We start from the raw sequence: 25,923 nt of genomic DNA, 5'->3' as shown, positions 1-25,923 counted from the left end.
CTAAGGGAAGTGAGGGGCAACGGTCCGCGCCATCGGGCCCTCCGACTGGGGAGAGGGGGTGGGTTTTCGCCCACCCCCTCCAGGCTCCCAGGAGGAGGCCGGCGGATCGAGCCCGAAACCCTCTCACCCCAGGAGGAGGTCCGTATGGCGTTGCTGGATGCGCACACCCGTGAGGAAGTCCGACGCCTGCTGACAGATCTGAAGAACCCAGTCCGGCTTCTGGTTTTCATCCAGCATATCGATTGTGTATATTGCCGCGAGACACAGCAGCTGATCGAGGAGGTTGCCTCCCTGTCGGATCGGATCACAGCGGAGGTCTACAACCGGATCACCGATCGGGAGGTAGCCGAGCGCTATGGCATCGACAAGGCGCCTGCGGTCGTGATCGAGGGGGATCGGGACTATGGCATTCGCTACTTCGGGATCCCGTCCGGCTATGAGTTCGGCTCCCTGATCGAGGATATCCGAATGGTCGGCGCGCGGGACTCCGGTCTCTCGCCCTCCAGCCGCAAGCGCCTGGCCCAGCTCCAGACGCCTGTTCACATCCAGGTCTTCGTCACGCCGACATGCCCCTATTGCCCGCGGATGGTGCGGATGGCTCATCAGGCGGCGATGGAGAGCCCGTGGATTCGGGCGGATATGGTGGAGGCGATGGAGTTCCCGGAGCTGGCGGATTACTACGGCGTCTACGGCGTCCCCCGAACGGTGATCAACGAGGTCCTTCACATCGAGGGGGCGGTGCCGGAGGGCTATTTCATCAACGAGCTGATGAAGGTGATGGATCCGGAGGCGATGGCGCGGGCCCGAGCGGCCTGGGAGCATATGCGCCATGCCCTTGCCGGAGCCCATGCGCGTCACCCTCATCCTCATGATGAGGATGAGGCGGAGTGAGCTGGTGAGGTTCAGGGGGATTCCGTTCGATCTCTTGCGGGAGGTGAAACCATGATGGTGAATATGGCCAGCTGGGATCGGGTCGTGCGGCTCATCGTGGCCGTGGTGTTTATCCTGCTCTCCGCCTTCGTCCTCCACTTCAATATCTTGGGCGTCATCCTCAGTGTCGTCGGTGTGATCTTCATCCTGACCTCTCTGGTGGGCTGGTGCCCGCTCTACGCGTTGCTGGGCTTTCGGACGAAGCGCTGAGGTCCTACCCCGCCCCGACCCCTCCCCTATCCGAGGAAGGGTCGGGGTGAGGGGGAGATTTGACAGCGGAGCTCGGACCCGCTAAATTGTTATATAGAGCGGGCGGGCGTAGCTCAGGTGGTAGAGCGTTGGCTTCCCAAGCCAAAGGCCGCGGGTTCGAGTCCCGTCGCCCGCTCCATGGGGGCAGATCACGGATCTGCCCCCTTTGTTTTGTGGGGGTTCTCAGACCTAACCCCCGACCCCTTTCCCGCGTTGAGGAGGGGATGGGGGGGAGGTCCTCGAGCTTTTATCCTTCCTTGCGAGGGAAATTTGCGATGGGGAACTGGTGGGTTCGGATCGGGCATATCTGGGGGCATCGTCCGGGAAAGCAGCCGGAACCCGCGCCTCGCGGTTCGCCCCTCCCTTCACCCCACGCTTCCCCTTCCGAGGAAGACCCTTTTCGGCTCCTGGAGAAACGCCTGGGCTGGTCCTTCCGAGATCGGGCCCTTCTCATGGAAGCCCTCACCCATCGGTCCTATGTGAATGAGCACCCGGAGGAGGGGGTCCGGGATAACGAGCGCCTGGAATTTCTGGGCGATGCGGTCCTTCAGCTGGTGGTCAGCACGGAGCTGTTCCGTCGATTTCCAGGCTGGTCGGAGGGACGCCTGACGGAGTTGCGCACCGTCCTAATCCGGGGGGAGCGGCTGGCCGCATGGGCGGAGGAGCTGGAGCTGGGCCGGTGGCTCCGCCTCGGGAAGGGGGAGGCGGAAAGCGCGCGGGTCCGTCCCTCGGTTCTGGCGGATGCCTTCGAGGCGCTCCTGGGCGCTCTGTATCTGGATGGGGGGCTGCCGGCAGCCGAACGCCTGATGGGCCAGTTGCTCCCCGCGGCCATCGATCAGGCCATGCGGGATCTGGAGTGGCATGATCCGAAAGGACGCCTGCAGCACTGGAGCCAGGCTGTCCGGGGGAAGACCCCTGTCTATCGGGTGGTGGCGGTGGAAGGCCCCCCCCACGCAGCCCGTTTCACGGTTCAGGTGCTGATCGGCGATGAGGTCGTGGGGGAAGGTCAGGGGGCCAGCAAGCGGGAAGCCACCCGGGAAGCGGCCCGGAACGCGCTGATCCGCCTGGGGATCGAGAATGGGGGCGAACAGGGAATCGGAACTGCGTGACATCCGATCCTGCTGGTCTTTCGCACAACGGTTGTCCGGTGAATTCCCGATGGAACGGCGATGGCTGGAGAAACTGGAAGCCGTTGAACGGCGCTATGAAGAGCTGACCGCGATGCTGGCCGACCCGGCCGTGGCGGCGGATATCTCCCGGCTCCGGATCCTCAGCCAGGAGCGGGAGGAGCTGGAGCCCATTGTGGAAACCTTCCGCCGCTATCAGGCGGTGCGTCGACAGCTGGAAGAGGCGCGGCAGTTGCTGGAAACCACGGAGGACGAAGAGCTGGCCGCCCTCGCCCAGGAGGAGGCCGAGCGCCTCTCCGAGGAGCAGGAGCGCCTTGAGCAGCAGCTCCGGCGCCTCCTGCTCCCCCGCGATCCGAACGATGAAAAGAACGTCATTATGGAGATCCGCGCGGGGGCGGGTGGAGAAGAGGCCGCCCTGTTTGCCGCTGATCTTTTCCGGATGTATACCCGTTACGCGGAGCGGAAAGGTTGGGAGGTGGAGCTCCTCAGCGCCAACGAGACCGGCCTGGGCGGCTTTAAGGAGGTCATCTTCCTGATCCGCGGCCGCGGTGCTTATTCCCGCCTCAAATATGAGAGCGGTGTCCATCGGGTCCAGCGGGTGCCCGTTACGGAGGCCTCGGGCCGCATCCACACCAGCACGGCGACGGTTGCAGTGCTCCCCGAGATGGATGAGGTGGAGGTGCAGATCGATCCCAAGGACCTGATCATCGAAACCTTCCGGGCGGGCACAGCGGGTGGGCAGCACATGCAGAAGAACGAAACGGCGGTGCGCATCACCCATATTCCCACCGGGATTGTGGTCTCATGCCAGGATGAACGCTCCCAGTTCCAGAACAAGCAGCGGGCGTTGGCCATCTTGCGGGCCCGTCTGTATGAGCGGGAGCGCCGGAAACGAGAGGCGGAGGTCAGCCAGGCTCGCCGCCTCCAGGTGGGGACTGCGGAGCGGGCCGAGAAGATCCGTACCTATAACTTCCCTCAGAATCGGGTCACGGATCACCGGATCAATCTCTCCCTGTATCGCTTACAGGAGATTCTGGATGGCGATCTGGATCCCCTCATCGATGCGCTGATCCTGGATGATCAGACCCGCCGGCTAGCGGAGGAAGAGATGGCGACGCGCTGAGAATACCGATCGCATCAGGGGTTGCGCAGCGGGGAAACCCGCTGCGTTCCTCAATTTTTGATTTCTGCCGGCATTCTACGATCTGGATTCAGCGGCCAGGATATGACGGAAACGGGACAGGTATTCCAACGGGCTTCCCGCTGGGCGACGGCCACGCGGGTCCATCGGCACTCGTGGCTGCGCCGCTTCCTGACCTTCTTGCTTCATCTCGCTTACCGGCTGGTGCTGCGCCTGGAGGTCGTGGGGCTGGAGAATATCCCCCCCGCTGGGCCTGTGATCCTGGCCATCAATCACATCAGCTTCCTGGATCCAGTGCTGGTGGTCAGCCTCCTACGGCGCAAGGTGCTCCCCATGGCCAAGGCCGAGGTCTTCCGCGATGTCGTGCTGGGCCCCCTGGTCACCGCCTTCGATGCCTTCCCGGTCCGACGGGGGGAGGTCGATCGCCGGGCCGTCCAGACCGCCCTGGAAGTGCTTCGGATGGGCGGGGTGTTGCTTATCGCCCCGGAGGGCACTCGCAGCCCCACCGGCGCGCTGATCCCGGGGAAAGAGGGAGCTGTCTACCTGGCCTGGCGCACGGGCGCCCCGATCGTGCCGGTGGGCGTGGATGGAACCGATCGCTTCAAGTTCAATATCCGCCGGCTCCGGCGCACACCGGTGCGGGTGGTTTTCGGCCCGCCTTTCCGGGTGGAAATCCCCGAGGAGCGGAGCCGGGAGGCGCTGCGGGAGGCGACGGATGAGCTGATGGCACAGATCGCGGCGTTGCTGCCGCCGGAGCGACGCGGGGTTTACGCCGACTTCCCTGCCATCCCCCACCGCTACCTCTATCCCCTCTCTGCTCCAGCAGATTTTCGGAGGCGACAGACCCCGGCCGGGCAGGCGGTAACAGGCCCTCGCTTCACCCGGATTCCCCCGGCGAATGAAAATCCCGGATTCCGGATCGGGATGGATCCATAAACAGGCCATGGCCGTCCGCTCCGAACGGTGGAAGGAGCTGTCTCCACAGGGAACCCGGCCTTCAGCGCCATGCCATCGCCGCGATGTCCCCCCGAGCGGTGAGGCGATCGATCCGGCCGGAAGGGAGGGCAATCCGGTAGAGGTCCCCCTGATAGCGCACCAGGAGGCTTCGCCCGTCGGGTCCCCAGCGCATATCGGGCTGGCCGCCGAAGCCAATCTCCCCCTCTGGCGGGAATAAGCGCCGTCGATCGCTCCCATCGTGATCGGCCCAGTAGAGGTCATAACGGGAAGCGTCCCCGGCCTCGGGCTGATGGGCCTGGCCGAAAAAGAGGCCCTGGTCGCTCCAGAGCACGCCCGCCCATATCCCGACATCCTCGATCAACGGGCGCGCCCATCCGGCATCCACGGCCAGGATCCAGAGATCAAAGCGGGTGGATTGCTCGGGGGGCTCTCCGGAGCGGGGAGGGCCATGAACGAGGGCAGCGAGGTATCGGCCATCCGGGGACCAGGCGAGGGCGGGCACCCAGGCCCAGGCGCTCCGGGTTTCATAAACCGGGAAGGTGAGCAGGATGGTCACTTGTAGGCTCCCCAGATCCAGCATCCCGATCCCATCCGTGCGCCCGAAGGCCAGACGGCGGCCATCCGGAGACCAGGCCCAGGCCATGCCCCACCATCCGTAAGGGCCGCCAGCGGTCGGCGTCAGCACCTGGCGGGCTTCAATCCGTCCGTTTGTCCATCGGCCAATCCAGAGGTCGTTATGCGCCCGCCAGCCTGGCGGCCCGGGGCTCGGCTCCCCAGTGGCAAAGGCCAGACGATCCCCCCGGGGGGACCATTCCAGCCAGAGCACGTTTTCCAGCCCGGCTGGCTGCGGGCGTGGCGGATCGGCGCGGAGGTTCAGCCCCCAGAGGGTGTTCAGGAGCGGGCGGGGGGATGTCAGGGGGGAGCGGGAGAACAGGAGGAGGCCGCCATCGGGAGACAACGTGAAGATCCGTCCGTCCAGATCCCCTAGGTTCGTGAGCGGCAGGATCCGGGTCGTTTCCCCAGCGACGCGCCATGCGTCTCGATGGGCCAGGAAGACCAGCGTGCCGGAGATCGGCATAGAGACCACCTCGCCCAGCAAGCTGACCGCCACGATCTCGGGAACCGGATCCCGCAGGCGTTCCCGGTGGATCTCCTGGCGCTCCACCGGTTGGCCATCGGCCCATGTGATCCGGACGGTCACCCGTTCGACGCCGGGTTCGCCCCGGCGGATCAGGCGGTTTTCCCCGGGAGCCAGCCGGGCGTCCTTCAGGATCTGTCGGGGGAACGGGATCGGGACCTCCTGTACCTCCAGGGTCTGGGTGATACGGGTGACCGTGATCACCATCCCGGGGCGAATGGGCAGGTTCTCCGGCGGCGTAACCCGATCCAGATCCCCGAGGAGGATGCCTGCCTGGGCCAGCGCCTCTCGGACCGTTGGACCGCGGGCATAGAGGATGCGGCGCTGGCCGTCCGCGATGACGGTCACCATCACCGGCCGGGCCAGGCAGGCGACCAGCAACGCCACCCCGAATCCGATCATCCCGCGTTCCCACCGGCGGATCATCCATGCCTCCGGTTCCCTGTTCCGGCGTGCCGTCCGGGAGGTCCCTTCCCGGTTGTTGATTTTACTGGAGGCGAGGGCAGGCGGGAGAATTTACGGAGGACTGCGCAGGATCAGAGGGAGGAAGAGGACGTGTGGGCAGATCCCGGCCACGTTGTTGTCCTCCCGGGCCTCCCAGACCCGCCCGGTCAGAGGGCTTTCCCCGAAGGGATCCACATCCACGTTCAGGAACAGGCATCGACCGGGCTGGAGCGAGGCGGTTCCCGTGATCAGAACCTCGTGGCCGGGGCTCAAAGGAGGAAGCCACACACCGGTGGGTCCCTGCATCCACGTCTCGAACCCCCCGCCGTCCGTCGGGCTGGCCGGGGGATCGCCAGGGGCGCGTTGCTGCAAAGCGACCAGAAAGCCGCCGACCCGTGATGGGACCGCGGCGGCGCCCGCATTGCGGATCCATGCGTTCACCTGAGTGCTTCCCCTATGGATCCGCAAGGTCAGGGTGAGGGGGATCAGATCCGGGAGCGTGGCTTCCGATCGATTCCGCAGATCCCCCAGGCGGAAGGTATATGTGACCCATGCCCGGCTCTCTGGGGTGGTGGTGAAGCGCGCCATCGGCCAGACGAGGCCTCCGGGCACGTAAAGGGGAAAAGGGCTCAACCCCTCGTGGCTGGTGGAGACGATCCGGGCATAGGTAACCGTATAGACGCCCGCGGGCAATTGCACCGCCATCCCGGTGGCGAAATCAAAGCCCTCCCGCCCGATGGTCCCAACGGTGATCTCGTATTCCGGCGGCTCATATCGGGCGTAGGCCGTGGTGACCCAGGAGGCGAAGAGGGTATGAGTCGGCTGCACATTATAGAACACCACCCCAGTGGGTTCCACCGTCCAGGTGATGCTGCCATCCTGAGGCTCTGCCCAGGCCTCCACACGGGTGATCAGCTCCGGGAATGTGAGCCCTCCAAACCCAAGGCGCAGGGAGCTCACGGTGGCATTCTCAACCCGGTTTTCCCGGGTGATCGGGAGATAGGGGTTTCCCGGATCCGCGATGCCGATGGTCATGGTCTGCCATCGGGCGTTGGGAGGCGTCTCAGCAGCATACATCCCCGGCGCCGGGGCAGGAGGAGCCGGCCATGGAGGAGGGGGCGGGGGCGGAAGGGTCTGGGCGCTCCCGCGTCCGATCAGGGCGCCCAGAAGCCCCAGTCCTATTAGAATGAGTCCCATAAGCCGGACGACCCTCCCCCTTTGCATCTTTGACTCCTCCTCTCTTTCGCTCTGTTCACCCGTCAAAGCCACCCGGCGTGGGCGTCATCGTCGGCGTGGACGTCGGGGTGCGGGTGGGCGTGCGGGTGGGCGTCCACACTGGCGTCGGGGTACGGGTGGGCGTGCGGGTAGGAGTCGGCGTGGGCGTCCAGGTACGGGTGGGTGTAGGAGTGGGGGTGGGGGTGCAAACCCCGGGCGGGCACACCGTCGGCGTCGGGGTGCGAGTGGGCGTGGGCGTGAAGGTAGCTGTTGGCGTCGGCGTAGCCGTCGGCGGCGGCGGGGGCGTGGGGGTATCCGTGGGAGCCGGCGTGAACGTAGGCGTCGGCGGCGGCACGACCGTCGGGATCTCCGGCGGCAGCCCCAACAGGCGGACGGTCCGGAAGCGCTCGTTGATCACCTCGCGGCGGGCGATCAGGGGGATATAGGCCACAATGGGCCGGAGGAGGGGGGTGATGATCATATGGTTGTGGCGGACCACCACCACGACCCGATCCCCAGGGCCCCCGGCATCGTTCCCTGGGACGCAGCGCAGCGTAGCCGGATCGAACTCAAAGCCCGGCCGGCTGCTGCAGATCGTGACCCCATAGAAACCTGGGGCATCGGAGCCCGGCCCCCCGGCTTGCTCTCCGAACTGCGTGATCAGGAGGCCGTAAAGGATCTCCCGACCTCGTTCCAGGCCGGCCCGGAGCCGAGCCTGTTCCCGATCCGCCTCATCGGCGCAGCCGCTGAGGCAGAAGGCCGGGTCGTATTGCCCGGTGGAGAGATAGCGGGCCGCCGCCCGGGCATTATTCTCGATGGTCGCCCACGCGTAGAACACCCGGGCCAGCTCGATAACCATGAAAACCAGAAGGAGAAAGATCGGCAGGGCCACGGCGAACTCCAGCGTCCCTTGGGCCATTCGGCGCATGATTCCCCCTCCTCAGCCATGCGACGGAAAACCCGTCTATCGATTCAAACGGGTGAAAATCCGGCGGGCGATCTCACGGAAGATCTGCTGCAGCGTTGCAGCGTCCGGGGCGTAGAAATAGTTGCTGCATGACTGCCCCTGCGGCTTCCAGACCGCCCCTGGGCTGAACCAGTCGCTTCCGCTCTGCAGGCAGTCCGCCTGATTGTTGCCATCGGTGCTGTCGGCCAAGTAGCGCATGAACTTCTCCCCAACGTCTGGATCCCGTCCCTGGCCCGGGCGTACGTTCAGGTTGTGCATTCCGCTGCCATAGCCAATGGAGAAGACCACGATGTTGGCCTCTCGGAGCACATCCACCATATCGAGCGCGGCGTCCTCCGCATCATATCGGGGATCAGATGGGGGATGACGCGTTTCGAAGTCGCCATCCTGACAAAACGGACGGTACCCCGGATCCCCCCAGTACCAGGTGGGCGCACCCCAGCTGGGGGGTGGGTTGTAGCGAGGGCAGAGCCCGAAGTCCCTCGCTACCGGATCCGGCGAGCTTGGAGAGGGATCCGTGGCGTTGGCCGCGGCGTCACTCAGCATCACGATGGCCCAAAGGGCGCCGGTCTCCGCTGGCCGTCCTTGGGTGGCCAGGATATTGTAGGCCAAGCGGAGAGCTCCTTGGACGTTGCTACTGGGGCATGGGCGTGGGTCAGTGTCTGGCCCCGGCACCAGCACAGAAACCGGACGGCAATTTCCAGAGGTGCAATCCATCCCGGCGCATTTCGCAGTTTGGGCGTTCTGGGCGGGGTCGTAAACCTGGATGCTCTGGATCGCGTTCTGAACAGTGGCGAGGCTCGTCCCCCCGTTGAGATCCACCAGCAGGCGGGCTTGACGGTCGAAGGAGACCACAGCTACGCGATCGTAGGGGTAATACATCCGCTCGGCGAACTCGCGAGCCGCCTGGCGCACGGAGCGGAAAGGCTCGCAGATATCATGGGGGTTGCAGAAGTGCGGCTTCTGGGGTTTGGGGCATTCCGGATTGGGGTTGGGGGAGTCCGTGGGAATGCAGACGATGGGGTTACCCTGAGTGAGCACCATCCGGGTGTCATAAGCCATTGACTCCGAGTTGTCAATGATCAGCACCAGATCGACGGAGGCTGCCTCTCCGGTCGCGGAGCCGGAGAGCCGCGCGCTCGACCAACCCACCACCCGCATGAAGGTCATAGGGACGACGACCTCGGCTTCGACGCGCACCAGCTTGCGACGGGGAGTGGTGCAGAGCTCCGCGGCGTAAGGGCCTGGGTCATCGCATGTATAGACCCGGATGGTGGCCACATCGAAGCCCTGAGCGGTCAGGAAATCCCGGGCGGCCTGCTGGATATCGGCAAGGGTGCGGCCGACGCGGAACTGGTTGGAGCCGGCCAGGGCCGCTCCATCCAGGGCGTGCTGCAGGCGGTGTCGGGCAGCATAGAGGCGGGCGCCATCCATCGCCAGGCCGGCCAGGGCCAGCAGCCCCACCAGCATCAAGGCAAAGAGAACCACAATCTGCCCGCGGCGGCGCATAGCTCCACCTCCTGATCTCCCTTGGGGCGCCGGAGAAGCCCTGCCGACCTGCGCCTCGTTCATTCCATCGGATCCACCGAAGGCAGCGGCATCCAGGCCGATGCATACATCGGGATGATTTCCGGGAACGCCCAGGTGAACAGGCCCAGACGCTGGCGGTAGTGGTAATACGCCTCCACCACCAGTACCCCTTTGCTGGGGGAGTGGCCGATCTGGGCGGCGATCGCCGCATCCGTGACCCGGGAGCTCCGATTGCGGAAACGGGACCACCCGTTAGGGGCATTGCGGGGGAGCCGCCAGGCCAGCGTGCCGTCCTGTCGGATGCCGAAGGCGGAGATCACCAGATCGTCCCCCAGGCTCGCGTTCATCGTGTATGGACGGAAGGCTTCATCGAAGCGTTGGGAAACCGGGGTCATGAACAGGTCACTGTCGCAAACGGCGCCAGGGTCTCGGGGATCCTCCTGATGATCGGCATACAGACAAGGATCGCCGTCGGCCCCGAAGCGGGCGGCCTCCCGCACGGCATCCTGGAGAGAAAGATATGCAGCGATCGCGAACCCCAGTTCGGTTAGGCCGGCGATGAGGATCAGGAAGAGGGGCAGCAGGATCGCTAGCTCCACGATGCTCTGGGCTCTCCGTCCTCTCCATGTCCATCGACGCATCGATCCCTCCCGTATCCTAAAGGCCCTCGAAAACGGTTTATAAATATACCTTCTTTCGCCCCTTCTCCCTCCACATTATATTAAAATTTCTCAAACCGTCAATAGCCCGAGGGTCCGGTAGAGGCGGGAAGAACGGGACCCGTAACCTCCCCGCCGGGCGAGGCGGTTTCCTCAAAGGAGGTAAGAGATTTATGACTTTCCGGGGGCTGGCGAGACGATCGTGGAGGGGATCCAGGAATCGTGGGCAGGGCCTGGTGGAGTTCGCCCTGGTCTTCCCGGTGCTGTTGCTGTTCATGCTGGGCATCATGGAGTTCGGACGGGTCCTCTTCATCTACACCGAGGTCTCCAACGCGGCGCGGGAAGCGTTGCGAGCGGCCGCCGTAACCATCCATCGGAGCAATGATGCGGATCGCGGGAAGGTGACCATCGCCGAGTGCAACGAGGTCCTGAACCGGGCTTATGGGACATTGGCGTTGACGCCTCGGAGCCAGGTGACGATCACGGTGGAGTATCGTCGTCCCGATGGGAGTGGATCCTTCCTTCCCTTGGGCAGGTGCTCTTCGGATCCGGCGCAGATCGGGCTGCCTACTACAGATGTCCTGGCCCTGAACGACCTGGTCTATGTGGACGTTCAATCCCAGGTGAGCGCGGCCACCCCTCTGATCCGGCCCTTTGTATCGAACCTCCCGCTCCGTTTCGCCGGGATGCGCTCCGTGGTTCCGATCAGCGGGATCGCCATGCCCAAGCCGTGAGCGCGGGGGGAGAGGACAGTGGGATCCGGCTGGAATCACTGCTTTCATGATCATCGCCAGCGCGGCCAGAGCCTGGTGGAGTTCGCTCTGGCGGCCACCGTGTTGTTGCTGTTGCTCACCGGGGTGCTGGATCTGGGCCGGATGTATATGGCGTGGGTGGCGATCCAGGATGCGGCGGGCGAGGGAGCGCTCTACGCGGCGATGAATCCGCGCTGCATCAGCGCGGCCGACGGGCCTTCATGCGCGACCCCCAATAACGCTTACGATCGAACGTTCATCGCGATCCAGCACACGCCCGGAACTCCTCTGGATCCCTACCGGGTCACGATCGTGATCATGCCGAACAATCCGGGACAGATCTGCTTCGGCACGCCGATCACGGTTTCCACCTCATATTCATTTACGATGATCACGCCTGTGATGCAGGTGGTGTTCGGCCCGGAGGTGAGGCTGCGGGCTTATGCGGTGCAGCGGGCCCTCAACCATGGATCCGGAGCGTGCCCATAAGGTGTGATGCGGACCGATCAGGAGGCGCTCCCATGGGTGGAAGGATGAAAGGGTGGAATCGTGGACAGGCACTGGTGCTCATCGCGATCGCCTTCATCGGCCTTCTGGCCCTTACGGCCCTGGCCCTGGATGGCAGCAATGCCTACGGCCAGCGCCGACGGGCTCAGAACGGGGCGGACGCTGGGGCCCTGACCGGGGCCCGCTTTCTCTGGAACCCCCAGCCATGGTGCAGTAATCCCCATGGGTATGGCTGCCCGGAGGCATCCTTGCGGCAGGCGGTGAACGCTGCGGTGGAGGCCCACGGCATTCCCGACACCTCGGGTCAACCGGGAGACGCTTATAACAACAATATCGAGATCTTCTACACCGACGCGGATGGGAATGTCCTCAGTCCGGTCGGTGGTGGTTTCGTGCCGGCGAAGATCGGCACCCAAGAGGTCAAGGGGATTCGCGTGGTGGTCTGGAATCCCTTCTCGGCCTTCATCGCGCAAGTGATCGGCCAGGCGAACCTGCGGGTGAGCGCCCAGGCGGTGGCCGTCTATCAGCCTCCGGTTTCTTGCAATGGCTGGGCGATTTTTGCGGGGTGTACCGGCAACTGCCAGCCCAACGTGCTCAAGGCCACTGGCGGCGGCCAGGCTGGGGTGGTCAACGGCAACATCCATTCCAACGCCGATATTAACATCAGCCAGCAAATGTATATCAACGGGGTCTGCGATTACGTGACTCAGAAGAAAGGAAACGGGACATGCCAGACCACCCAGCAGGGCAGCTACATCCCGATGCCGCCGTTCTACCGGTATGAGGACTTCCTGCCCGGTGGCGCGAAATGGAACCAGGTCGATTCCAGCCGGCGGTATTATTTCAACGGTTCCATCACCCTGAAATCCAGCGGCTCCTGCCCCTCCCCCGGGAGCAACGGTGGGGGCTCCTATAAACTTTGCGATGGGCTCTACGTGGTCAACGGCGATGTCACGATCCAGGGTGGGGGGACGGTCACCATCACTGTCGTCACCAATGGATCGATCAAGTCTACGAGTTCGAACAACGATCAGGCTTACTTTAAAGGATTCTACAAGGAGCCCGATGGCAAGGGGCAGCTCCTGTTCTTCTCGACCTCGAATGACACCAACAACGGGGCGATCCAGCTCTCGTATTCCCGGATCGCATGGGAAGGCCTGATCTACGCCCCGAACGGTCTGGTGAACCTCTCGGGCAGCCAGGGGTTCACCGGGAACGGCGCCATCTTCGGCTACGAAGTCGATGTCTCCGGGGCAAACTTCCAGCTGACCTATAACGATAACGCCTGCCCGACCACCCCTCCTCAACTCTTCCTGTTCCGATGAGGAGGCTTCCGGCGAGTCCGATCTCGATCTCTCCACCCAGGATCCGGGGTATGGGAATGCGCAGAGGTTGGCATCGGGTTGTGGCGGGGCTTCTCCTGGGAGGGGTGGGATTTCTTGTTCTCCTTCTGTCTATGGGCCGCCGGGTTGAGGCGGGCGTCCAGACCCTCTCTCAGACCACCTGGGCCGATTTCAGCGCGGGAGAGTTCCTCCGTACCGGGCTGGCGAATATGGGAGATGGCGCCGTCTCCCTCCTTCGGGCCGGGCTGAGTGGAGAGTGGATCACCACGGTGGTAACGGCTGGCTTGATCCCCCGTTGGGGTCATATGGCCGTCTATACGGCGAGCCGCCTCTATGTCATGGGAGGATTGGCCTCGAGCAACGACATGATCGCAGGCCCATTCCTTGTGCAATCGGCCACCGTCCGCTCCGATCATGATCTCACTCCCTGGGTGACGGTTTCGACAAACCTCGCGGACTTCTTCCCTTCCGGGATCGCATATGGGGGGGCGGTGGTGGTGAACAACTTTCTCTATGTGATCGGCGGGCAAAACCAGCCGGCCATCGCCCCGGGGGCGCCGCAGCGGATGGTGGTCTACGCCCGGATCCAGCCGGACGGCTCCCTGGGGCCGTTCACGACGACGGCTTCTCTGCCCATCAGCCTGACGAACATGGCGGTTGTCGCATGGGGTGGATGGATCTATGTGTTGGGGGGGATTTCAGAGGGCTTCCAGGTTCGTGACCTCATCTATGCGGCGCGGCCTGACCCGGTCACGGGTCAGATCACCCATTGGCAAGTCCTTTCGTGGACGCTTCCCTATCCCCTGTGGCGGCACGCAGCGGTCGCCGAGCAGGGTGCTCTTTATGTGATCGGAGGAATGACCGGGACGAGCAGCCTGCCTCTGTTCGAGGTCTGGTTCGCGCCTCTGGGGGACGGGACGCTCCTTGGACCCTTCACGCGCACGGCGCTCCTGGATAACAATCTGGTGGAACTGGCCGCCATTGGTTATCGCGGTCTCTTACTGACTAGTGGAGGGCTACAGAGCAACTTCAGCGATGCCAGCCGGGATGTGCGAGCGGGTGTGCTCGCGGACACGGGGGAGGTCATCACTTGGACGGCGACCAGCCTGATCACGCCGCCTCGCAGCGCCCATGCCATGGTGGTGTTGCCGGATGGTTGGGTTTATGTGATCGGAGGCCGGTATGCCAACATTCCGCTGACCCATATCAACGCCGGCCGCCTGAGCGCGGAGGGAGCAGGCCTCTTCGTATCCAATGGGCACTATCTGGCCCCGCCCTTCCATCTGGATCAGCGACGGCTGTTGTTGACTCTGGATCTTCAGTTCATGCGCCCGCCCGGAACAGACGCCGCAGTTCGTATTCGATCCCAGAGCCAGGATGGCTTCCCCTGGAGTGATTGGAGCGCATGGACACCGCTCACTGAGACGGGGGCGGTTACGCTCTCCATTCCCCTCAATCTCTATGTTCAATCCTTACAGTATGAAGTGGCGCTCAGCACCACAAACCCCCTCACGGCGCCTTCCTTGCTCCGGGCCGATCTGCGCTATGAGGTCCCAGACAGGCCACCCACCTGGTTGAAGCAAGCCATGCCCCCGGGAGGAAGCTCGGTGCGGCCGGGAGATCGGATCACCTACACGGTTGTCCTGACGAACGACAGTGGCGCCACTCTGCACGGCCTCCGTCTGGTCGATCTCTTCCCTACCGGAACCGCTTATGTGGGAGGCTCCGCTTCCGCTTCCGGGGGCCTCTCGTGGACGGTCGCCTCCAATGGATGGCTGGGGGAAATTGCCTCCCTTGCCCCGGGCGGGATTCTGACGTTCTCCTTCGCCGTCACCGTATCCGCAGGAGGTGGCGAGATCCAGAACCAGGCCGTGTTGCAAACCGATGAGTTCGGCTCGCTTGCCAGCAACCCAGTTATCCATCCGGTGGCGGCGCTGACCGGCACGCTCGGCGCTCTTCCGCCTGCCGGGAGTATCGTTTCCCCGGGGGCGTTGCTCACCTATACGCTTCGAGTGACGAACACGGCGTCGGCAGCCAGTGGGGCTTTGGAGATCTTCGGCCAGCTTCCCAGCCCGATCGTCCCGATTCCCAATGGCGTGCAGGTCTCCATGGGTTCGGTGCTCACGGACCCATGGCCAACCTTCCGCTGGGACCTGCCCGGCCTAAGCGCGGGGATGGCTGCCGCCCTCACCTGGACCGTGCGGATCACGGATCCCGCTTTCATTGCCGATGGCGTGTGGCTCACCGCCACCGCGGCCCTCTCCGGTGCGATCCCGATTCCGCTTGGGAGTGTTGCCCACCTGGTGCGTCAGCCCTACGCTCTCGAGATCTCCAAAACCGATGGCCGGAGTCAGGCGGATATCGGAGATGTACTTTATTACACAGTCACGGTCACCAATACCGGGTGGGTGACGGTCACGGATGTTCGGATTACCGACACGCTGACCGGGTGGCCATGGATTGCTTTCGTGGACCTGCCCGTCGGGTGGGGGCAGGCAGTGATCACGCTGCCCGCCCTGGGCCCGCGGGCCACGGTTTCCTTCGTCCAGAAGGCTCAAATCAGCGTCTCCGCCAATCTCTCCGACGTGGTCGCCTTCACCAACACGGTCATTGCCCGCTCCTTCGGGACGGCCGGCGTTCCCCTGATGGATGTCTTCCAGGCCTCCGACGTCACCGCCCTGGCCGGGCCGGATCTCACGGCCGCCATCTTGCCGGATTCGATTCAGTATCAGGAAGACAACCCTACTCGAACGCTTACATTTACATTGAGGGTGACCAACATTGGCCCTGGAACCGCCCGTCCGCTCAGCGGCACCCTGGGCTGCGCGCCGTGGTGGATGCTGATCGGCTTGAAGATCAATGGGAACCCTGCCGCCAGCCGCTATTTCAGCATCCCTGCCCAGCGATTGGCTCCCGGGGAAAGCCTCTCCCAGACCTTCGTCTACACGACCACTGAGGCGATCTCGATCTCCCGTTTGCAGGCGATGGTGGATGCGCCGGTTCCCGGGTTAGGGGATCCGGCACGGGGTTGTGTGATGGAGGTCAACGAGGGCAATAACGAGACCCTTGAAGTATGGATCGGGTGGAGCTTCCGAATGTTCCTCCCGCTGGTCCTGCGCGGCCCATGAGCTCCTCGGCCATCCGATAGATCGAGGTGCCAGGACTCAATTCGAGAAGGGACGCGCGGTGGCCGAACCCCTCTTTCGTTTTCGAACGCGGGGAAAGCGATCCCCTTGCCGGATGACCTTCCTGGTGAATCGAAATGCGATATAATGCTTTCCAAACTTGCAGGCGATGCCGTCGGGCCCACCGCGACCGAACAGTCTCGGACGCGCCGTCCGTTTGATTCGAGGTTCCCATGCGGAGACTCCTCTGGAGCAGCCTGCGAAGCGTGCTGATCCTGGGGGTGGTGGGGAGCCAAGTCCGGCCGGCCGGGGCGCAATTCCCGACCCCCGGCCCCACGCCTACGCCGCCGCCGACCTGGACGCCCACGCCTATTCCGACTCTGACCCTGACTGCTTCGGCCACTCCGCTGGCGACCCCGACGGACACGCCGACCGGGACGCCCATGCCGACGGCGACGCCCACGGGTTCTGGGTTTCCCACACCCGGTCTAACGCCTACTCCGTTGCCCCCTGGGCCTACGGCGACGTATACCCCTATGCCATCCCCGACCCCGGTGGCCACGGGGACTCTTGCTCCTCCTCCGCCACCGCCACCCCCGTCGGGGGAATTGCACAGCCCTGTGCCGGGAACCGTTCCGCCGCGTCTGGACGCGGCTCGGTTGCCGCAGACAGGGGGAGCGTTGTGGGGGCCGGTGGCCGGAGGGGGATTGGCGCTGCTGGCAGTTTGGCTGGCATGGCACCGGCGGTCCCGCGGGCGAAGGGGAGATCCCTCAGGATGATGTTTTCAAGGGAGGGCTTCCCCATCCCATCAAGCCCGCTCCTTGTTGGCCATCTACAGAGGCATGACCCGGAAAGCCTGACCCCGGAGGCCCAGCGCCGATTCCGAAAGATTGGAAAAGGCATATAATAGACGATAACCGGAAAAGCTTCTGTCTTCCAGGAGCGGTGCCGGGTGGAGATCAGGCCTGCGGTGGAACCAGTCTGGAGCCATCCGCTCGAGGCGAGCGCGGGAGATTATCCACGGGAGGCGGGAAATGCGCCGGCGCAGAAATCGGACGCTGTTGCTGCTGATCCTGCTGATCCTGGTCTTGATGGGAGCGGCGCTATGGCTGTTGCCGCGCTTTGCGGCGGGGCCTGCTCCAACGGCCACCCCTACGCCGCCCTTCCTGCAATCCATTGTGATTGCCGCACAGAACATCCCTCGTGGCGCCGTGATCAGCGAATCGGATGTGACGCTGCGGGGATGGCCGGTGGAGGTTCTTCCAGAAGGCGCCTTTACCGATCCCAAGGCGGTGATCGGGAAGGTGGCGCGGGTGGATATCCCCCGACAGAAGCCCATCGTGCCGGAGGATCTGACGGTCCAGCCTGCGGAGGTGGGACGGCGGGGATCCGAGGCCAGCTTCTTCGTGCCACCCGGTAAAGTGGCCTTCCCCATCCCGGTGGATGAGGCGGGCGCGGTGGCCTTCAACTTGGCGCCTGGAGATCGGGTGGATGTCCTGGTGACGTTCCGGTTTGTTCCCGTTAAGCAGGCGGCGGAGGGAGAGTTTTATCCTCAGATCCTGGATGAGGATCTTTTCAGCCGGCTGAAAGCTCTGGGGGTGGAGCCCGGGGCTGCCGCTCAGGCCGCTGTGGTGAAGCCGGACCAGCAGACGATCTTCCCAGTCAGCCAGCTGGTCCTCCAGAACGTGGAAGTTCTTTCCGTGGGGCCTTTCGAGTCGCCTCGCCGCCCCGCTCCAACCCCCGGACCGACCCCCGCTCCTGGGCCCACACCGACGCCCACGCCCATGCCGCGTCAACAATATATCACGCTGCTGGTGGAACCTCAGGACGCCTTGATCCTGCAGTGGCTACGGGAATCGGGGGCCGTGATAGATCTGGCCTTGCGCAATCCGACAGACAACCAGCTGGTGCGGACAGATCCAGTGACGTTGGGCTGGCTGATCCAGCGGATCGGGATCACGCTTCCGCCTCCGGGACGCTTCGGCTTGGCTCGAGATAACACGCCAGGCTGTCCCGATCAATTCGCCCGGGAGCCATGCCGCTGAGCTCCGGGTGGGACAAGGGTGGGCCTCCGATCGGTTTAGGCATTCCAGACTGTGCCCGTCGAGGAGATCCGATGGCGGACGCGCGGATTCGTGTGTTGATCGTGGACGATGTCCGCGAGACGCGAGAGAATTTGAAGAAGCTCCTCATGTTTGAGCCGGACATTGAGGTGGTGGGCAGCGCAGCCAGCGCGGAGGAGGGGATCCGGCTGGCCCGGGACCTTCAGCCGGATGTCGTCCTGCTGGACATCAACCTACCGGGGATGAGCGGGATCGCGGCGGTGGAGCAAATTATGGAGGTGGCGCCCCTCACCCAGGTGGTGATGATGTCGGTTCAGAGCGATGCGGACTATCTGCGGCGGGCGATGCTGGCCGGAGCTCGAGACTTTCTCTCCAAACCCTTCTCGGCCGACGAGCTGGTGGCCACCGTTCGTCGGGTCCATCGGATGCGCCGGCCGCCGCCAGTGCTGCCCCCAACGGGTCCGTTGCCCGGAGGTGGGCGTGGCGCTCAAGGGAAGGTCGTGGCGGTTTACAGCCCCAAGGGAGGAGTAGGCACCACGCTCATCGCCGTGAACCTTGCCGTGGCTTTGCAAAAGCCAGAGCGCCGTGTGGTCCTGATCGACGCCTCCCTGCCCTTTGGAGACATCGGGGTGTTCCTGAATTTGCAGGGGCCCCGTAGCATTGCGGACCTGGCCCAGCTGGAGGAGATGGATCCGGAGGCCTTCACCCTCTCCCTGGTGTCCCATGCCTCCGGGCTGAAAGTGCTCCTGGCCCCCCCACGTCCGGAGCTGGCGGAGTATGTGACCGCCGATGCGATGAGGCGGATCCTGCACATGGCCCGAACCCTCTTCGATATCGTGGTGATTGACACCGCCACCCAGCTCACGGATGCCACGCTGCTGATCCTGGACGAGGCAGAACAGATCGTGCTGGTGGTGACCCCCGATGTGCCGACGATCAAGAACGCTCGCCTGTTCTTTGATGTCATTACCCAGTTGAACTACCCACCGCAGAAGACTCGAATGATCATGAACAAGATGGATCGCCGCTTCGGGATCACCGCGGAGATGGTGGAGCAGGCCCTCAAGCATCCGGTGAGCGCTCAGATCCCCTGGGATGAGATCACCGTCCTGAGCTCCATCAATAAAGGGGCCCCATTGGTGGCCCAGCGATCCAAACCGATTGCTCAGGCGATCCTCCAGCTGGCCGGGCGGGTCGAAGAGACGCTGTTCGCCCCTCAGGAGGTCGAGGAGGCGCGAAAGCGGAGCAGTCGTTGAAAGTGGGCAGGGGCTCTCCCACCATGGAGGAAACGTTAAGGAGGTGGAGCGATGTCTCTCTTAAAGCGAATTCAGGGCGCCCAGCCCTCTCCCTCGACTCCCCCGAACCCTGAGCCGGCGCGCGCCGTCCCGACTCCTGAGCCCTCATCTGCCCCTCCCCGTCGTCCGCTCCCTACGACGGGGGGGATGCGGGACGCATATGTGGACCTCAAGAGCCGTATCCAGGCGAAGCTTCTCTCGGAACTGGAGCCTACTCTCGATTTCTCCCGCACAGACGAGTTGCGGGCGATGATCGAGGAGAAGTTCGATGCTGTTCTGATGGAGGATCACATCGTCCTCAGTCGCCTGGAGCGACAGCGGCTCTTTGAGCAGATCGTCGCTGAGATCCTGGGCTTCGGCCCCCTGGAGCCCCTGCTGAAAGATGACTCCATCACCGAGATCATGGTGAACGGCCCCAAGAAGGTCTACATCGAGCGCAACGGGAAGATTGAGCGGACGAATGTGGTCTTCGAGGATGAGGAGCACTTAATGCGCATCATCGAGCGCATCGTCGCCCCCCTGGGGCGTCGGGTGGATGAGAGCATGCCTTACGTGGATGCCCGGTTGCCGGACGGATCCCGTGTGAATATTGTGATCCCGCCCATCTCCCTCATCGGCCCGGTGGTGACCATCCGAAAGTTCTACCGTACGCCGCTTACGGTGGACGACCTGATCCGCCTGGGCTCGGCCACGCCCGAGGTGATGGAGTTCCTCAAGGCCTGCGTTCAGGCGAAGATCAACATCGTGGTGTCCGGCGGGACCGGCTCCGGGAAGACGACATTGCTGAACATCCTCTCCGGATTTATCCCGGAGGGGGAGCGGATCATCACGATTGAGAACGCAGCGGAGCTGCAGCTGCGCCAGGAGCATGTGGTGACTTTGGAAACCCGCCCGCCCAATATTGAGGGGAAGGGCGAGATCACCATGCGGGATCTGGTGATCAACGCCCTGCGGATGCGTCCGGATCGGATCATCGTCGGCGAGTGCCGTGGCGGCGAGGCCTTTGATATGCTCCAGGCGATGAACACTGGCCATGAGGGCTCCATGACCACCATCCACGCCAACAGCCCCCGCGATGCCCTGGCCCGTCTGGAGAACATGGTGTTGATGGCGGGGACGGATCTGCCCCACCGGGCGATCCGGGAGCAGATCGCGATGGCGATCGACCTGATCGTCCAGACGGCGCGCATGCGGGATGGTTCCCGTAAGATCATCTCGGTCACAGAGATCCAGGGGCTGGAAGGAGAGGTGATCACCACCACGGAGCTGTTCAAGTTCGAGCAATACGGGATGGAAGGTGGAAAGATCGTTGGCCGCCTGCTCCCAACTGGGATCCGCCCCCGCTTTATGGACCGCTTAGAGGCAGCCGGCATCCGGCTGCCGCCCTCGATTTTCGGCGCCGGGCGAAGGTAGCGACCGGTTCTTGTGCCGGCTGGCCCGGATTCCAGAAGGGGATGGCTCTTCTCCCCTTCCCCGATCCCTCCGGGCCGTGGGAAATGTAAAGATGCAGGGGGAAGCTATGGCCTGGCAAACGTATGTGCTGGTCGGAGGAGGGATTCTGATCCTCATCCTTTTGCTTCTCTATATCTTTGGCGGGGAAGAGGAGGAAGTTGTCGTGGAGCGGCTGGAGCGATATGCCGCTCCTCGTCCAGGGCGTCGGGGTGAGGGGCCGTCTCGCCCAACCCCTCCTCGCCGGACGATGCCGTTCAGCGAAAGCTTGAATCGGGCCATTGCCGGGCGGGGGTTCGCGGAGGATCTGCGGCTTCAGCTGGCCCGGGCCGATCTGAAGGTCACACCGGGAGAGTTCCTGGTCATCCAGATCCTGACGGCGATGATAGGGCTCCTCTTGGCCCAGCTGTTCTTCCGGTTCCTTCCTCTGGCCATGCTGGGTCTGATCGCGGGCTTCTTTGCGCCGCGCTTCTATGTCGCATGGCGGCAGCGACGACGGCTCCAGGCCTTCAATGCCCAGCTCGGCGATGCCATCAATCTGATGGTCAATGGGTTGCGCGCCGGCTACAGCATTCTTCAGGCCATGGAGGCCGTCGCCCGCGAGCTTCCTCCGCCGATCTCCACTGAGTTCGATCGGGTGGTGAAAGAGCAACAGCTGGGTCTCTCCCTCGACCAGGCGCTCCAGAACATGCTGCGTCGAGTGCACAGCGATGACCTGGAGATGCTGGTCACAGCGATCTTAATCCATCGCGAGATAGGAGGAAATCTGGCGGAGATCCTGGATACCATCAGTTTCACCATTCGGGAGCGGGTGCGGATCAAGGGGGAAATCCGAGCCTTGACGGCCCAGCAAACCCTCAGCGGGTATGTGTTGATGGTCCTCCCGATTTTGCTGGGCCTTGTCCTGTTTGGGATCAACCGAAACTATATGCTGAATTTCTTCAACAGTGGAATCCTAGGCTACTTCATGGTCGCCTGCACAGCGGTGATGATGCTGATCGGCTACTTCGTAATCCGACGGATTGTCCAGATCGAGGTATAAGGAGATGTTGAGTCTGGTTCTGGTCCTGGGGATTCTGGCTGTAGGGGTGATCGCCGTGGCCCTGGTGATTGGCTTGGGCGCTCCCCGTGAGGAAGAGGTGCTCCAGGCCCGTCTGGCGGAGTTCGCTGCCCGGGATGTGCCAGTGACACTGGAGGAGGTCGAGCTTTCGATTCCCTTCACCCAAAGGGTGATTGTCCCTATTCTCCGTCAGATCGCGGAATTCATCAGCCGCTTCACGCCTCAATCGATCATTGAGGACACGCGGCGCCGGCTGGAGCTGGCAGGCAACCCGGTCCGTCTGGGGGCGGCGGAGTTCTTTGGGCTGCGGATCATGGCCGGCTTCTTCCTTTTCGGCCTGATCTATGTGCTGCTGCTGCGCGCTCCGGCCCTCCAACGATGGGCCCTGAGCCTGGCTATCGGCGGACTGGGCTTCTATTACCCGATGCTCTGGCTCAATCAACAGATCGCCCGGCGTAAGAAGGAGATCCTGAAAACACTCCCGGACGCCCTGGACCTGCTGGTGATCTGCGTAGAGGCCGGGCTGGGGTTCGATGCGGCCATGCAGCGGGTGGCGGAGCGATGGAACAACGAGCTGGGGAAAGCCTTCGCCCGGGTGCTCCAGGAAATCGCCCTCGGGCGCTCCCGGAAGGACGCGCTGCGGGATATGGCGGCCCGCGTGGATCTACCGGAGATGACCACGTTTGTGGCCGCGATCATTCAGGCAGAGCAGCTGGGAGTCAGCATCGCCAAGGTGCTTCACATCCAGGCAGATCAGATGCGCCTGCGCCGCCGGCAGCGGGCGGAGGAATTGGCCCGACAAGCCCCGATCAAGATGCTCTTCCCGCTGGTCTTCCTGATCTTCCCGGCCATGTTTGTCGTCCTTCTGGGGCCGGCCGTGTTGATCGTGATCAAACAGTTCAGCGGCGGATTCCTGCGTTGAATTTCTCAGAACGGTCGGGGATCCCTTGTCCTCGTTTCGCTTCTCCTGGTGGATTGCTCGCCTGAGGGAGGAGGCGCTCGACCTCCTGTTTCCCCCTCGTTGTGCCGGATGTGGGCGTCCTGGCTGGCCCTGGTGCCCAACCTGTGGGGCCGCGATGAGCCCGCTGGCACCCCCCGTCTGTTTCCGATGTGGCCTCCCATGGTCCAGGGGAGCCCACTGCCCCCGTTGTAAAAAGGCGCCCCTGCAGCTGGATGGCGTCCGCTCCTGTTACCTTTATTCGGGCCCCATCCGGCGGGCACTGCATCGGCTAAAATTCCATGGGCGGTATCGTCTCGCCCAGGCTCTGGGAGTGGGGATGGTGGAAGGATGGGCCCGCTTCGCGATGGAGGCTGACTTGCTGGTTCCGGTCCCCGCCTCCAGGGCGCGCCAGCGTCAGCGGGGATACAATCAGGCCGCCATGCTGGCCCGGGCTCTGGCGGAGGGCGTGGCGGTTCCGTTCTGCCTCCAAGCGTTGCATCGGATCCGGTCTACTCCCTCTCAGGTTGGGCTGGATCAGAACGCCCGTCGGGAGAATGTGCGCGGGGCTTTCATGGCGGATCCCCGCTGGGTATCGGGGAAGCGGATCGTCGTGGTGGACGATGTGTGCACCAGCGGGGCGACGCTGGAGGCCTGCGCGGCAGCCCTCTATCAGGCAGGGGCGCGATCGGTCTGGGGGTTCACTCTGGCCCGCGTGATCCTTCAACAGGAGGATTGTTAGGCCGAGCGGTCGCGCTTTTCCCGCAGGCCTCATGAATAAAATAAAGGCCCGGTTGGGAGCTCAGGCCGGCCCGGGTCCACTCGGAGAAGGTCAGCGATAGCCCTCCAGTTCCATCTACGTCGGAGGAAGGCTATGGAGCTCATTATTCGGGGGCGGAACCTCGAGATCACCGATCAGATTGAAACATATGCTCGGAAGCGAATCGCGCGCCTGGAGCGATTTCTGCCCACCATCTCTCAGGCCGAGCTGGAGCTGGCCCAGGAGAACACCCGAAGCCGGGATCAGCGTCAGATCGCTCAGCTTACACTGCGGATGACCCCGGGTATCCTCCTGCGCGCCGAGGAACGTCACGCTGACCTGTTGGCGGCGATCGACCTCGTGGTGGATAAAATGGAGCGGCGGATTGAGCGCTTCAAAGGGCGTCGGGAAGGACGGATCCGCGCGGAGTCGCTGGAGTCCGCTTCCCTCGGGGAAACCAGCAGCCCTGCGGGACGTATTGTGAAGATCAAGCGGTTCGAGATCACGGCCATGACACCGGAGGAGGCCATCGAGCAGATGGAGCTCCTGGGCCACGATTTCTTTATTTTCTACAATCCAGAAACGGCCAGCATCAACCTGGTCTACCGACGGCGGGATGGCAACTACGGGCTGATCCAGCCGGAGCTGGGATAAACCCTCCTCCCCAGTGTTCGCAGGAGGAGGGCGGCCTATAGCAGCCCCCACCTCGCGAGCGGTTGGCTCGCCGCCGCATGAGGCACTATTCCGCGGGGGCCAGATAGGATTCCGCTACCCAGCCCTCGAAAGCCCCATCCTCCGTCTGGACCCAACGCCAGCGCAGGCCATCCGCCTCGACAGAGTCCGGGAATGCCCGGAGGAATGTCCCTTCCTCCAGAATCGTGACGACAGGGTAGAGAAGCCCCGGCCCTTTTCGCAGCCGCAGGCCGATGCCTCCCGTTCCTGTAATCACCATTCGCTGGGCCCGCGGTGCCCGGGTGGGGGAGGGTGAAGGTGAGGGTAAAAACGAGGGGGGAGGGCTCGGCGTTGGAAGGCGGGTGATCAGAATCACCCGCGCCGTTACGGCGGGAAGGGATAGATGGGGACGGGCCGCAGGCCGAAATTGGGCCAGCCCGATGCACAACCCCAGCGCGAGTAAGGCTCCCGCCATCCCCATAAGCCATTTCTTCCCCATGCTCTTCTCGCCGATTTCGATGGAGCGTCGTTGGAATCGGATGGGTAAGATGTCCGTGGGCGGAGCCCCGGATAGGTTGCCGGGCTACCTCCCCCAGAAGGGTGGTCGTTCCAGACGCCAGAGGGCCCAGAGCGCCAGCCCCCCCACGAAGGCCCCGATCAGATAGCTTTCCAGCATCCCGGCCATCGACACAAACAGCGCCAGGGCCCCCAGCGCGGCCTGGGCTAGATAGAGGAGGAGCACCGCCTCCCGATGGGTCATCCCAGCCCGCACCAGCCGATGGGAGAGATGATCTTTCCCCGGGGTGGTGAGCGGGTTCAGGCCCCGGCGCAACCGCGAGACGATCACCAGGGCGGTGTCGAAGATGGGGATCCCCAGCACTAGCACCGGAACCATCCAGGTGACAAAGGCGGCATGATTGGGGAAGCGCAGTTTAATCCCCAGCACGGCCATCAGGAAACCCAGAAAGAGGCTGCCAGCGTCCCCCATGAAAATCGAAGCCGGGTTGAAGTTGTAGCGCAGGAAGCCAATGCAGGCGCCCAGCACAGCGGCCGAAAGGGCACCCACCAGATACTGGCCGTTCAGGGCCGCCAGAAGCAGGAAGAAGGCTGCGGAAACCGCGCCGATCCCACCCGAGAGGCCATCCATGTTGTCAATCAGGTTAAAGGCGTTCGTAATCCCCACCAGCCAGAGCAAAGTGATCAGGAGGTTTAGAATCGGCCACGGGAAGAGGGAAACCATGACGCCGGTGGCCATCACAACCCCGGCGACGAGGATCTGCCCGCTGAGCTTGATCAGAGGCCGAAGCCCCCACCGGTCATCCCAGATCCCCAGAAAGGAAACCGCTGTGGCCCCAATCAGGATCCCCGCCAGCTGAGGAAGGTTATAACGATCCTCCAGCACCAACAAGGCGATCAGGACCGCGAGGTAGAGCGCGAGGCCACCCAGCAAGGGGATCGGCCGGGTGTGAAGCTTGCGCGGGGCGGGATGGTCCACCATCCCGATCCGGAAGGCGACCGCCCGGGCCACCGGCGTGACCAGCATGGCGATCCCCAGTGCGCTCAGAAGGATCAACAACCACATCGTTTGTGCTCGCATCGAGCA

General features: G+C 63.7%; 24 protein-coding genes, 1 tRNA gene and 1 pseudogene. 19 read left to right on the top strand and 7 right to left on the bottom strand.

Features of this window, described 5'->3' with window-relative positions; translation table 11 throughout:
* The first annotated feature begins 144 nt into the window (after positions 1 to 144).
* The 6 genes from ACFMO3_RS03135 (at position 145) to ACFMO3_RS03110 (ending at position 4,383) form a co-directional block, all read left to right on the top strand.
* Positions 145 to 891: a thioredoxin family protein gene (locus ACFMO3_RS03135; protein ID WP_376788980.1), complete on the top strand. Its 747-nt coding sequence runs from the start codon at positions 145 to 147 to the stop codon at positions 889 to 891.
* Between the two features lie 51 nt (positions 892 to 942).
* Positions 943 to 1,140 carry a DUF2892 domain-containing protein gene (locus ACFMO3_RS03130; RefSeq protein WP_376788979.1) on the top strand — a complete coding sequence of 66 codons (198 nt, stop codon included), beginning with the start codon at positions 943 to 945 and terminating at the stop codon, positions 1,138 to 1,140.
* Positions 1,141 to 1,242: 102 nt separating this feature from the next.
* Positions 1,243 to 1,318: transfer RNA gene (locus tag ACFMO3_RS03125), tRNA-Gly, on the top strand.
* Between the two features lie 136 nt (positions 1,319 to 1,454).
* Entirely contained in the window at positions 1,455 to 2,288 is an 834-nt protein-coding gene (gene rnc / locus ACFMO3_RS03120; protein WP_376788978.1) for a ribonuclease III, read from the top strand.
* A gap of 49 nt (positions 2,289 to 2,337) precedes the next feature.
* The gene (prfA, locus tag ACFMO3_RS03115; protein WP_376788977.1) at positions 2,338 to 3,429 is read left to right on the top strand and encodes a peptide chain release factor 1; all 1,092 of its coding nucleotides are present in this window, start codon (positions 2,338 to 2,340) and stop codon (positions 3,427 to 3,429) included.
* A 102-nt stretch (positions 3,430 to 3,531) separates the two neighbouring features.
* The gene (locus ACFMO3_RS03110) at positions 3,532 to 4,383 is read left to right on the top strand and encodes a lysophospholipid acyltransferase family protein (RefSeq protein WP_376788976.1); all 852 of its coding nucleotides are present in this window, start codon (positions 3,532 to 3,534) and stop codon (positions 4,381 to 4,383) included.
* Between the two features lie 61 nt (positions 4,384 to 4,444).
* On the opposite strand, the gene ACFMO3_RS03105 is transcribed toward ACFMO3_RS03110, so the two are convergent.
* The 5 genes from ACFMO3_RS03105 to ACFMO3_RS03085 form a co-directional block, all read right to left on the bottom strand.
* A complete protein-coding gene (locus ACFMO3_RS03105; RefSeq protein WP_376788975.1) occupies positions 4,445 to 5,968 on the bottom strand; it encodes a G5 domain-containing protein in 1,524 nt (507 codons plus the stop codon).
* A gap of 90 nt (positions 5,969 to 6,058) precedes the next feature.
* Positions 6,059 to 7,183 (bottom strand): hypothetical protein, encoded by a 1,125-nt coding sequence (locus ACFMO3_RS03100; protein ID WP_376788974.1) that lies wholly within the window; start codon positions 7,181 to 7,183, stop codon positions 6,059 to 6,061.
* 55 nt (positions 7,184 to 7,238) lie between these two features.
* Positions 7,239 to 8,129, bottom strand: coding sequence for a TadE family protein (locus ACFMO3_RS03095; RefSeq protein WP_376788973.1), 891 nt, complete (start codon positions 8,127 to 8,129; stop codon positions 7,239 to 7,241).
* Between the two features lie 36 nt (positions 8,130 to 8,165).
* Positions 8,166 to 9,677 carry a pilus assembly protein TadG-related protein gene (locus tag ACFMO3_RS03090; protein WP_376788972.1) on the bottom strand — a complete coding sequence of 504 codons (1,512 nt, stop codon included), beginning with the start codon at positions 9,675 to 9,677 and terminating at the stop codon, positions 8,166 to 8,168.
* Between the two features lie 59 nt (positions 9,678 to 9,736).
* Positions 9,737 to 10,339 carry a TadE/TadG family type IV pilus assembly protein gene (locus tag ACFMO3_RS03085; protein ID WP_376788971.1) on the bottom strand — a complete coding sequence of 201 codons (603 nt, stop codon included), beginning with the start codon at positions 10,337 to 10,339 and terminating at the stop codon, positions 9,737 to 9,739.
* Between the two features lie 254 nt (positions 10,340 to 10,593).
* On the opposite strand from ACFMO3_RS03085, the gene ACFMO3_RS03080 reads away from it, so the two are divergent.
* From ACFMO3_RS03080 to hpf, 13 genes and pseudogenes are all read left to right on the top strand, one after another.
* The gene (locus ACFMO3_RS03080; RefSeq protein WP_376788970.1) at positions 10,594 to 11,091 is read left to right on the top strand and encodes a TadE family protein; all 498 of its coding nucleotides are present in this window, start codon (positions 10,594 to 10,596) and stop codon (positions 11,089 to 11,091) included.
* Positions 11,092 to 11,109: 18 nt separating this feature from the next.
* Positions 11,110 to 11,598 (top strand): TadE/TadG family type IV pilus assembly protein, encoded by a 489-nt coding sequence (locus ACFMO3_RS03075; RefSeq protein WP_376788969.1) that lies wholly within the window; start codon positions 11,110 to 11,112, stop codon positions 11,596 to 11,598.
* A 32-nt stretch (positions 11,599 to 11,630) separates the two neighbouring features.
* Positions 11,631 to 12,941 (top strand): Tad domain-containing protein, encoded by a 1,311-nt coding sequence (locus ACFMO3_RS03070; RefSeq protein WP_376788968.1) that lies wholly within the window; start codon positions 11,631 to 11,633, stop codon positions 12,939 to 12,941.
* 50 nt (positions 12,942 to 12,991) lie between these two features.
* Positions 12,992 to 16,087, top strand: a complete 3,096-nt coding sequence (locus ACFMO3_RS03065; RefSeq protein WP_376788967.1) for a hypothetical protein — start codon at positions 12,992 to 12,994, stop codon at positions 16,085 to 16,087.
* A 230-nt stretch (positions 16,088 to 16,317) separates the two neighbouring features.
* Positions 16,318 to 16,863 carry an LPXTG cell wall anchor domain-containing protein gene (locus ACFMO3_RS03060; RefSeq protein ID WP_376788966.1) on the top strand — a complete coding sequence of 182 codons (546 nt, stop codon included), beginning with the start codon at positions 16,318 to 16,320 and terminating at the stop codon, positions 16,861 to 16,863.
* A 255-nt stretch (positions 16,864 to 17,118) separates the two neighbouring features.
* Positions 17,119 to 18,129, top strand: coding sequence for a Flp pilus assembly protein CpaB (gene cpaB / locus ACFMO3_RS03055; RefSeq protein WP_376788965.1), 1,011 nt, complete (start codon positions 17,119 to 17,121; stop codon positions 18,127 to 18,129).
* Between the two features lie 71 nt (positions 18,130 to 18,200).
* Positions 18,201 to 19,403 carry a CpaE family protein gene (locus ACFMO3_RS03050; RefSeq protein ID WP_376788964.1) on the top strand — a complete coding sequence of 401 codons (1,203 nt, stop codon included), beginning with the start codon at positions 18,201 to 18,203 and terminating at the stop codon, positions 19,401 to 19,403.
* Between the two features lie 51 nt (positions 19,404 to 19,454).
* Positions 19,455 to 20,855 (top strand): CpaF family protein, encoded by a 1,401-nt coding sequence (locus tag ACFMO3_RS03045; protein ID WP_376788963.1) that lies wholly within the window; start codon positions 19,455 to 19,457, stop codon positions 20,853 to 20,855.
* Between the two features lie 106 nt (positions 20,856 to 20,961).
* Entirely contained in the window at positions 20,962 to 21,933 is a 972-nt protein-coding gene (locus ACFMO3_RS03040; RefSeq protein WP_376788962.1) for a type II secretion system F family protein, read from the top strand.
* Between the two features lie 4 nt (positions 21,934 to 21,937).
* Positions 21,938 to 22,873, top strand: coding sequence for a type II secretion system F family protein (locus ACFMO3_RS03035; RefSeq protein WP_376788961.1), 936 nt, complete (start codon positions 21,938 to 21,940; stop codon positions 22,871 to 22,873).
* A 25-nt stretch (positions 22,874 to 22,898) separates the two neighbouring features.
* Positions 22,899 to 23,093: pseudogene (locus ACFMO3_RS03030) on the top strand (double zinc ribbon domain-containing protein); the annotation flags it as partial.
* Positions 23,094 to 23,228: 135 nt separating this feature from the next.
* Positions 23,229 to 23,630 carry a ComF family protein gene (locus ACFMO3_RS03025; protein ID WP_376789009.1) on the top strand — a complete coding sequence of 134 codons (402 nt, stop codon included), beginning with the start codon at positions 23,229 to 23,231 and terminating at the stop codon, positions 23,628 to 23,630.
* Positions 23,631 to 23,762: 132 nt separating this feature from the next.
* Positions 23,763 to 24,302: a ribosome hibernation-promoting factor, HPF/YfiA family gene (gene hpf, locus ACFMO3_RS03020; protein ID WP_376788960.1), complete on the top strand. Its 540-nt coding sequence runs from the start codon at positions 23,763 to 23,765 to the stop codon at positions 24,300 to 24,302.
* Positions 24,303 to 24,387: 85 nt separating this feature from the next.
* Here hpf and ACFMO3_RS03015 read toward each other — a convergent pair whose 3' ends face one another.
* Both ACFMO3_RS03015 and ACFMO3_RS03010 read right to left on the bottom strand, forming a co-directional pair.
* The gene (locus tag ACFMO3_RS03015; protein ID WP_376788959.1) at positions 24,388 to 24,819 is read right to left on the bottom strand and encodes an SH3 domain-containing protein; all 432 of its coding nucleotides are present in this window, start codon (positions 24,817 to 24,819) and stop codon (positions 24,388 to 24,390) included.
* A gap of 84 nt (positions 24,820 to 24,903) precedes the next feature.
* The gene (locus ACFMO3_RS03010) at positions 24,904 to 25,917 is read right to left on the bottom strand and encodes an MraY family glycosyltransferase (RefSeq protein ID WP_376788958.1); all 1,014 of its coding nucleotides are present in this window, start codon (positions 25,915 to 25,917) and stop codon (positions 24,904 to 24,906) included.
* Positions 25,918 to 25,923 lie beyond the last annotated feature (6 nt).

The organism is Thermoflexus sp. (assembly GCF_042408815.1).
Classification (GTDB): Bacteria; Chloroflexota; Anaerolineae; order Thermoflexales; family Thermoflexaceae; genus Thermoflexus.
The sequence above is the reverse complement of the archived record's forward strand: the minus strand, read 5'-3'. Positions and strand labels throughout refer to the sequence as shown.

Bases quoted from the DNA above. Each gene is read 5' to 3' on its own strand.
- cpaB (WP_376788965.1), top strand. From the start codon at position 17,119: ATGCGCCGGCGCAGAAATCGGACGCTGTTGCTGCTGATCCTGCTGATC.
- ACFMO3_RS03010 (WP_376788958.1), bottom strand. From the start codon at position 25,917: ATGCGAGCACAAACGATGTGGTTGTTGATCCTTCTGAGCGCACTGGGG.
- rnc (WP_376788978.1), top strand. From the start codon at position 1,455: ATGGGGAACTGGTGGGTTCGGATCGGGCATATCTGGGGGCATCGTCCG.
- ACFMO3_RS03110 (WP_376788976.1), top strand. From the start codon at position 3,532: ATGACGGAAACGGGACAGGTATTCCAACGGGCTTCCCGCTGGGCGACG.
- ACFMO3_RS03090 (WP_376788972.1), bottom strand. From the start codon at position 9,677: ATGCGCCGCCGCGGGCAGATTGTGGTTCTCTTTGCCTTGATGCTGGTG.
- prfA (WP_376788977.1), top strand. From the start codon at position 2,338: ATGGAACGGCGATGGCTGGAGAAACTGGAAGCCGTTGAACGGCGCTAT.
- ACFMO3_RS03105 (WP_376788975.1), bottom strand. From the start codon at position 5,968: ATGATCCGCCGGTGGGAACGCGGGATGATCGGATTCGGGGTGGCGTTG.
- ACFMO3_RS03060 (WP_376788966.1), top strand. From the start codon at position 16,318: ATGCGGAGACTCCTCTGGAGCAGCCTGCGAAGCGTGCTGATCCTGGGG.
- ACFMO3_RS03025 (WP_376789009.1), top strand. From the start codon at position 23,229: ATGGTGGAAGGATGGGCCCGCTTCGCGATGGAGGCTGACTTGCTGGTT.
- ACFMO3_RS03015 (WP_376788959.1), bottom strand. From the start codon at position 24,819: ATGGGGAAGAAATGGCTTATGGGGATGGCGGGAGCCTTACTCGCGCTG.
- ACFMO3_RS03100 (WP_376788974.1), bottom strand. From the start codon at position 7,183: ATGGGACTCATTCTAATAGGACTGGGGCTTCTGGGCGCCCTGATCGGA.
- ACFMO3_RS03070 (WP_376788968.1), top strand. From the start codon at position 11,631: ATGGGTGGAAGGATGAAAGGGTGGAATCGTGGACAGGCACTGGTGCTC.
- ACFMO3_RS03095 (WP_376788973.1), bottom strand. From the start codon at position 8,129: ATGCGCCGAATGGCCCAAGGGACGCTGGAGTTCGCCGTGGCCCTGCCG.
- ACFMO3_RS03135 (WP_376788980.1), top strand. From the start codon at position 145: ATGGCGTTGCTGGATGCGCACACCCGTGAGGAAGTCCGACGCCTGCTG.
- ACFMO3_RS03050 (WP_376788964.1), top strand. From the start codon at position 18,201: ATGGCGGACGCGCGGATTCGTGTGTTGATCGTGGACGATGTCCGCGAG.
- hpf (WP_376788960.1), top strand. From the start codon at position 23,763: ATGGAGCTCATTATTCGGGGGCGGAACCTCGAGATCACCGATCAGATT.
- ACFMO3_RS03085 (WP_376788971.1), bottom strand. From the start codon at position 10,339: ATGCGTCGATGGACATGGAGAGGACGGAGAGCCCAGAGCATCGTGGAG.
- ACFMO3_RS03035 (WP_376788961.1), top strand. From the start codon at position 21,938: ATGTTGAGTCTGGTTCTGGTCCTGGGGATTCTGGCTGTAGGGGTGATC.
- ACFMO3_RS03130 (WP_376788979.1), top strand. From the start codon at position 943: ATGATGGTGAATATGGCCAGCTGGGATCGGGTCGTGCGGCTCATCGTG.
- ACFMO3_RS03065 (WP_376788967.1), top strand. From the start codon at position 12,992: ATGGGAATGCGCAGAGGTTGGCATCGGGTTGTGGCGGGGCTTCTCCTG.
- ACFMO3_RS03045 (WP_376788963.1), top strand. From the start codon at position 19,455: ATGTCTCTCTTAAAGCGAATTCAGGGCGCCCAGCCCTCTCCCTCGACT.
- ACFMO3_RS03040 (WP_376788962.1), top strand. From the start codon at position 20,962: ATGGCCTGGCAAACGTATGTGCTGGTCGGAGGAGGGATTCTGATCCTC.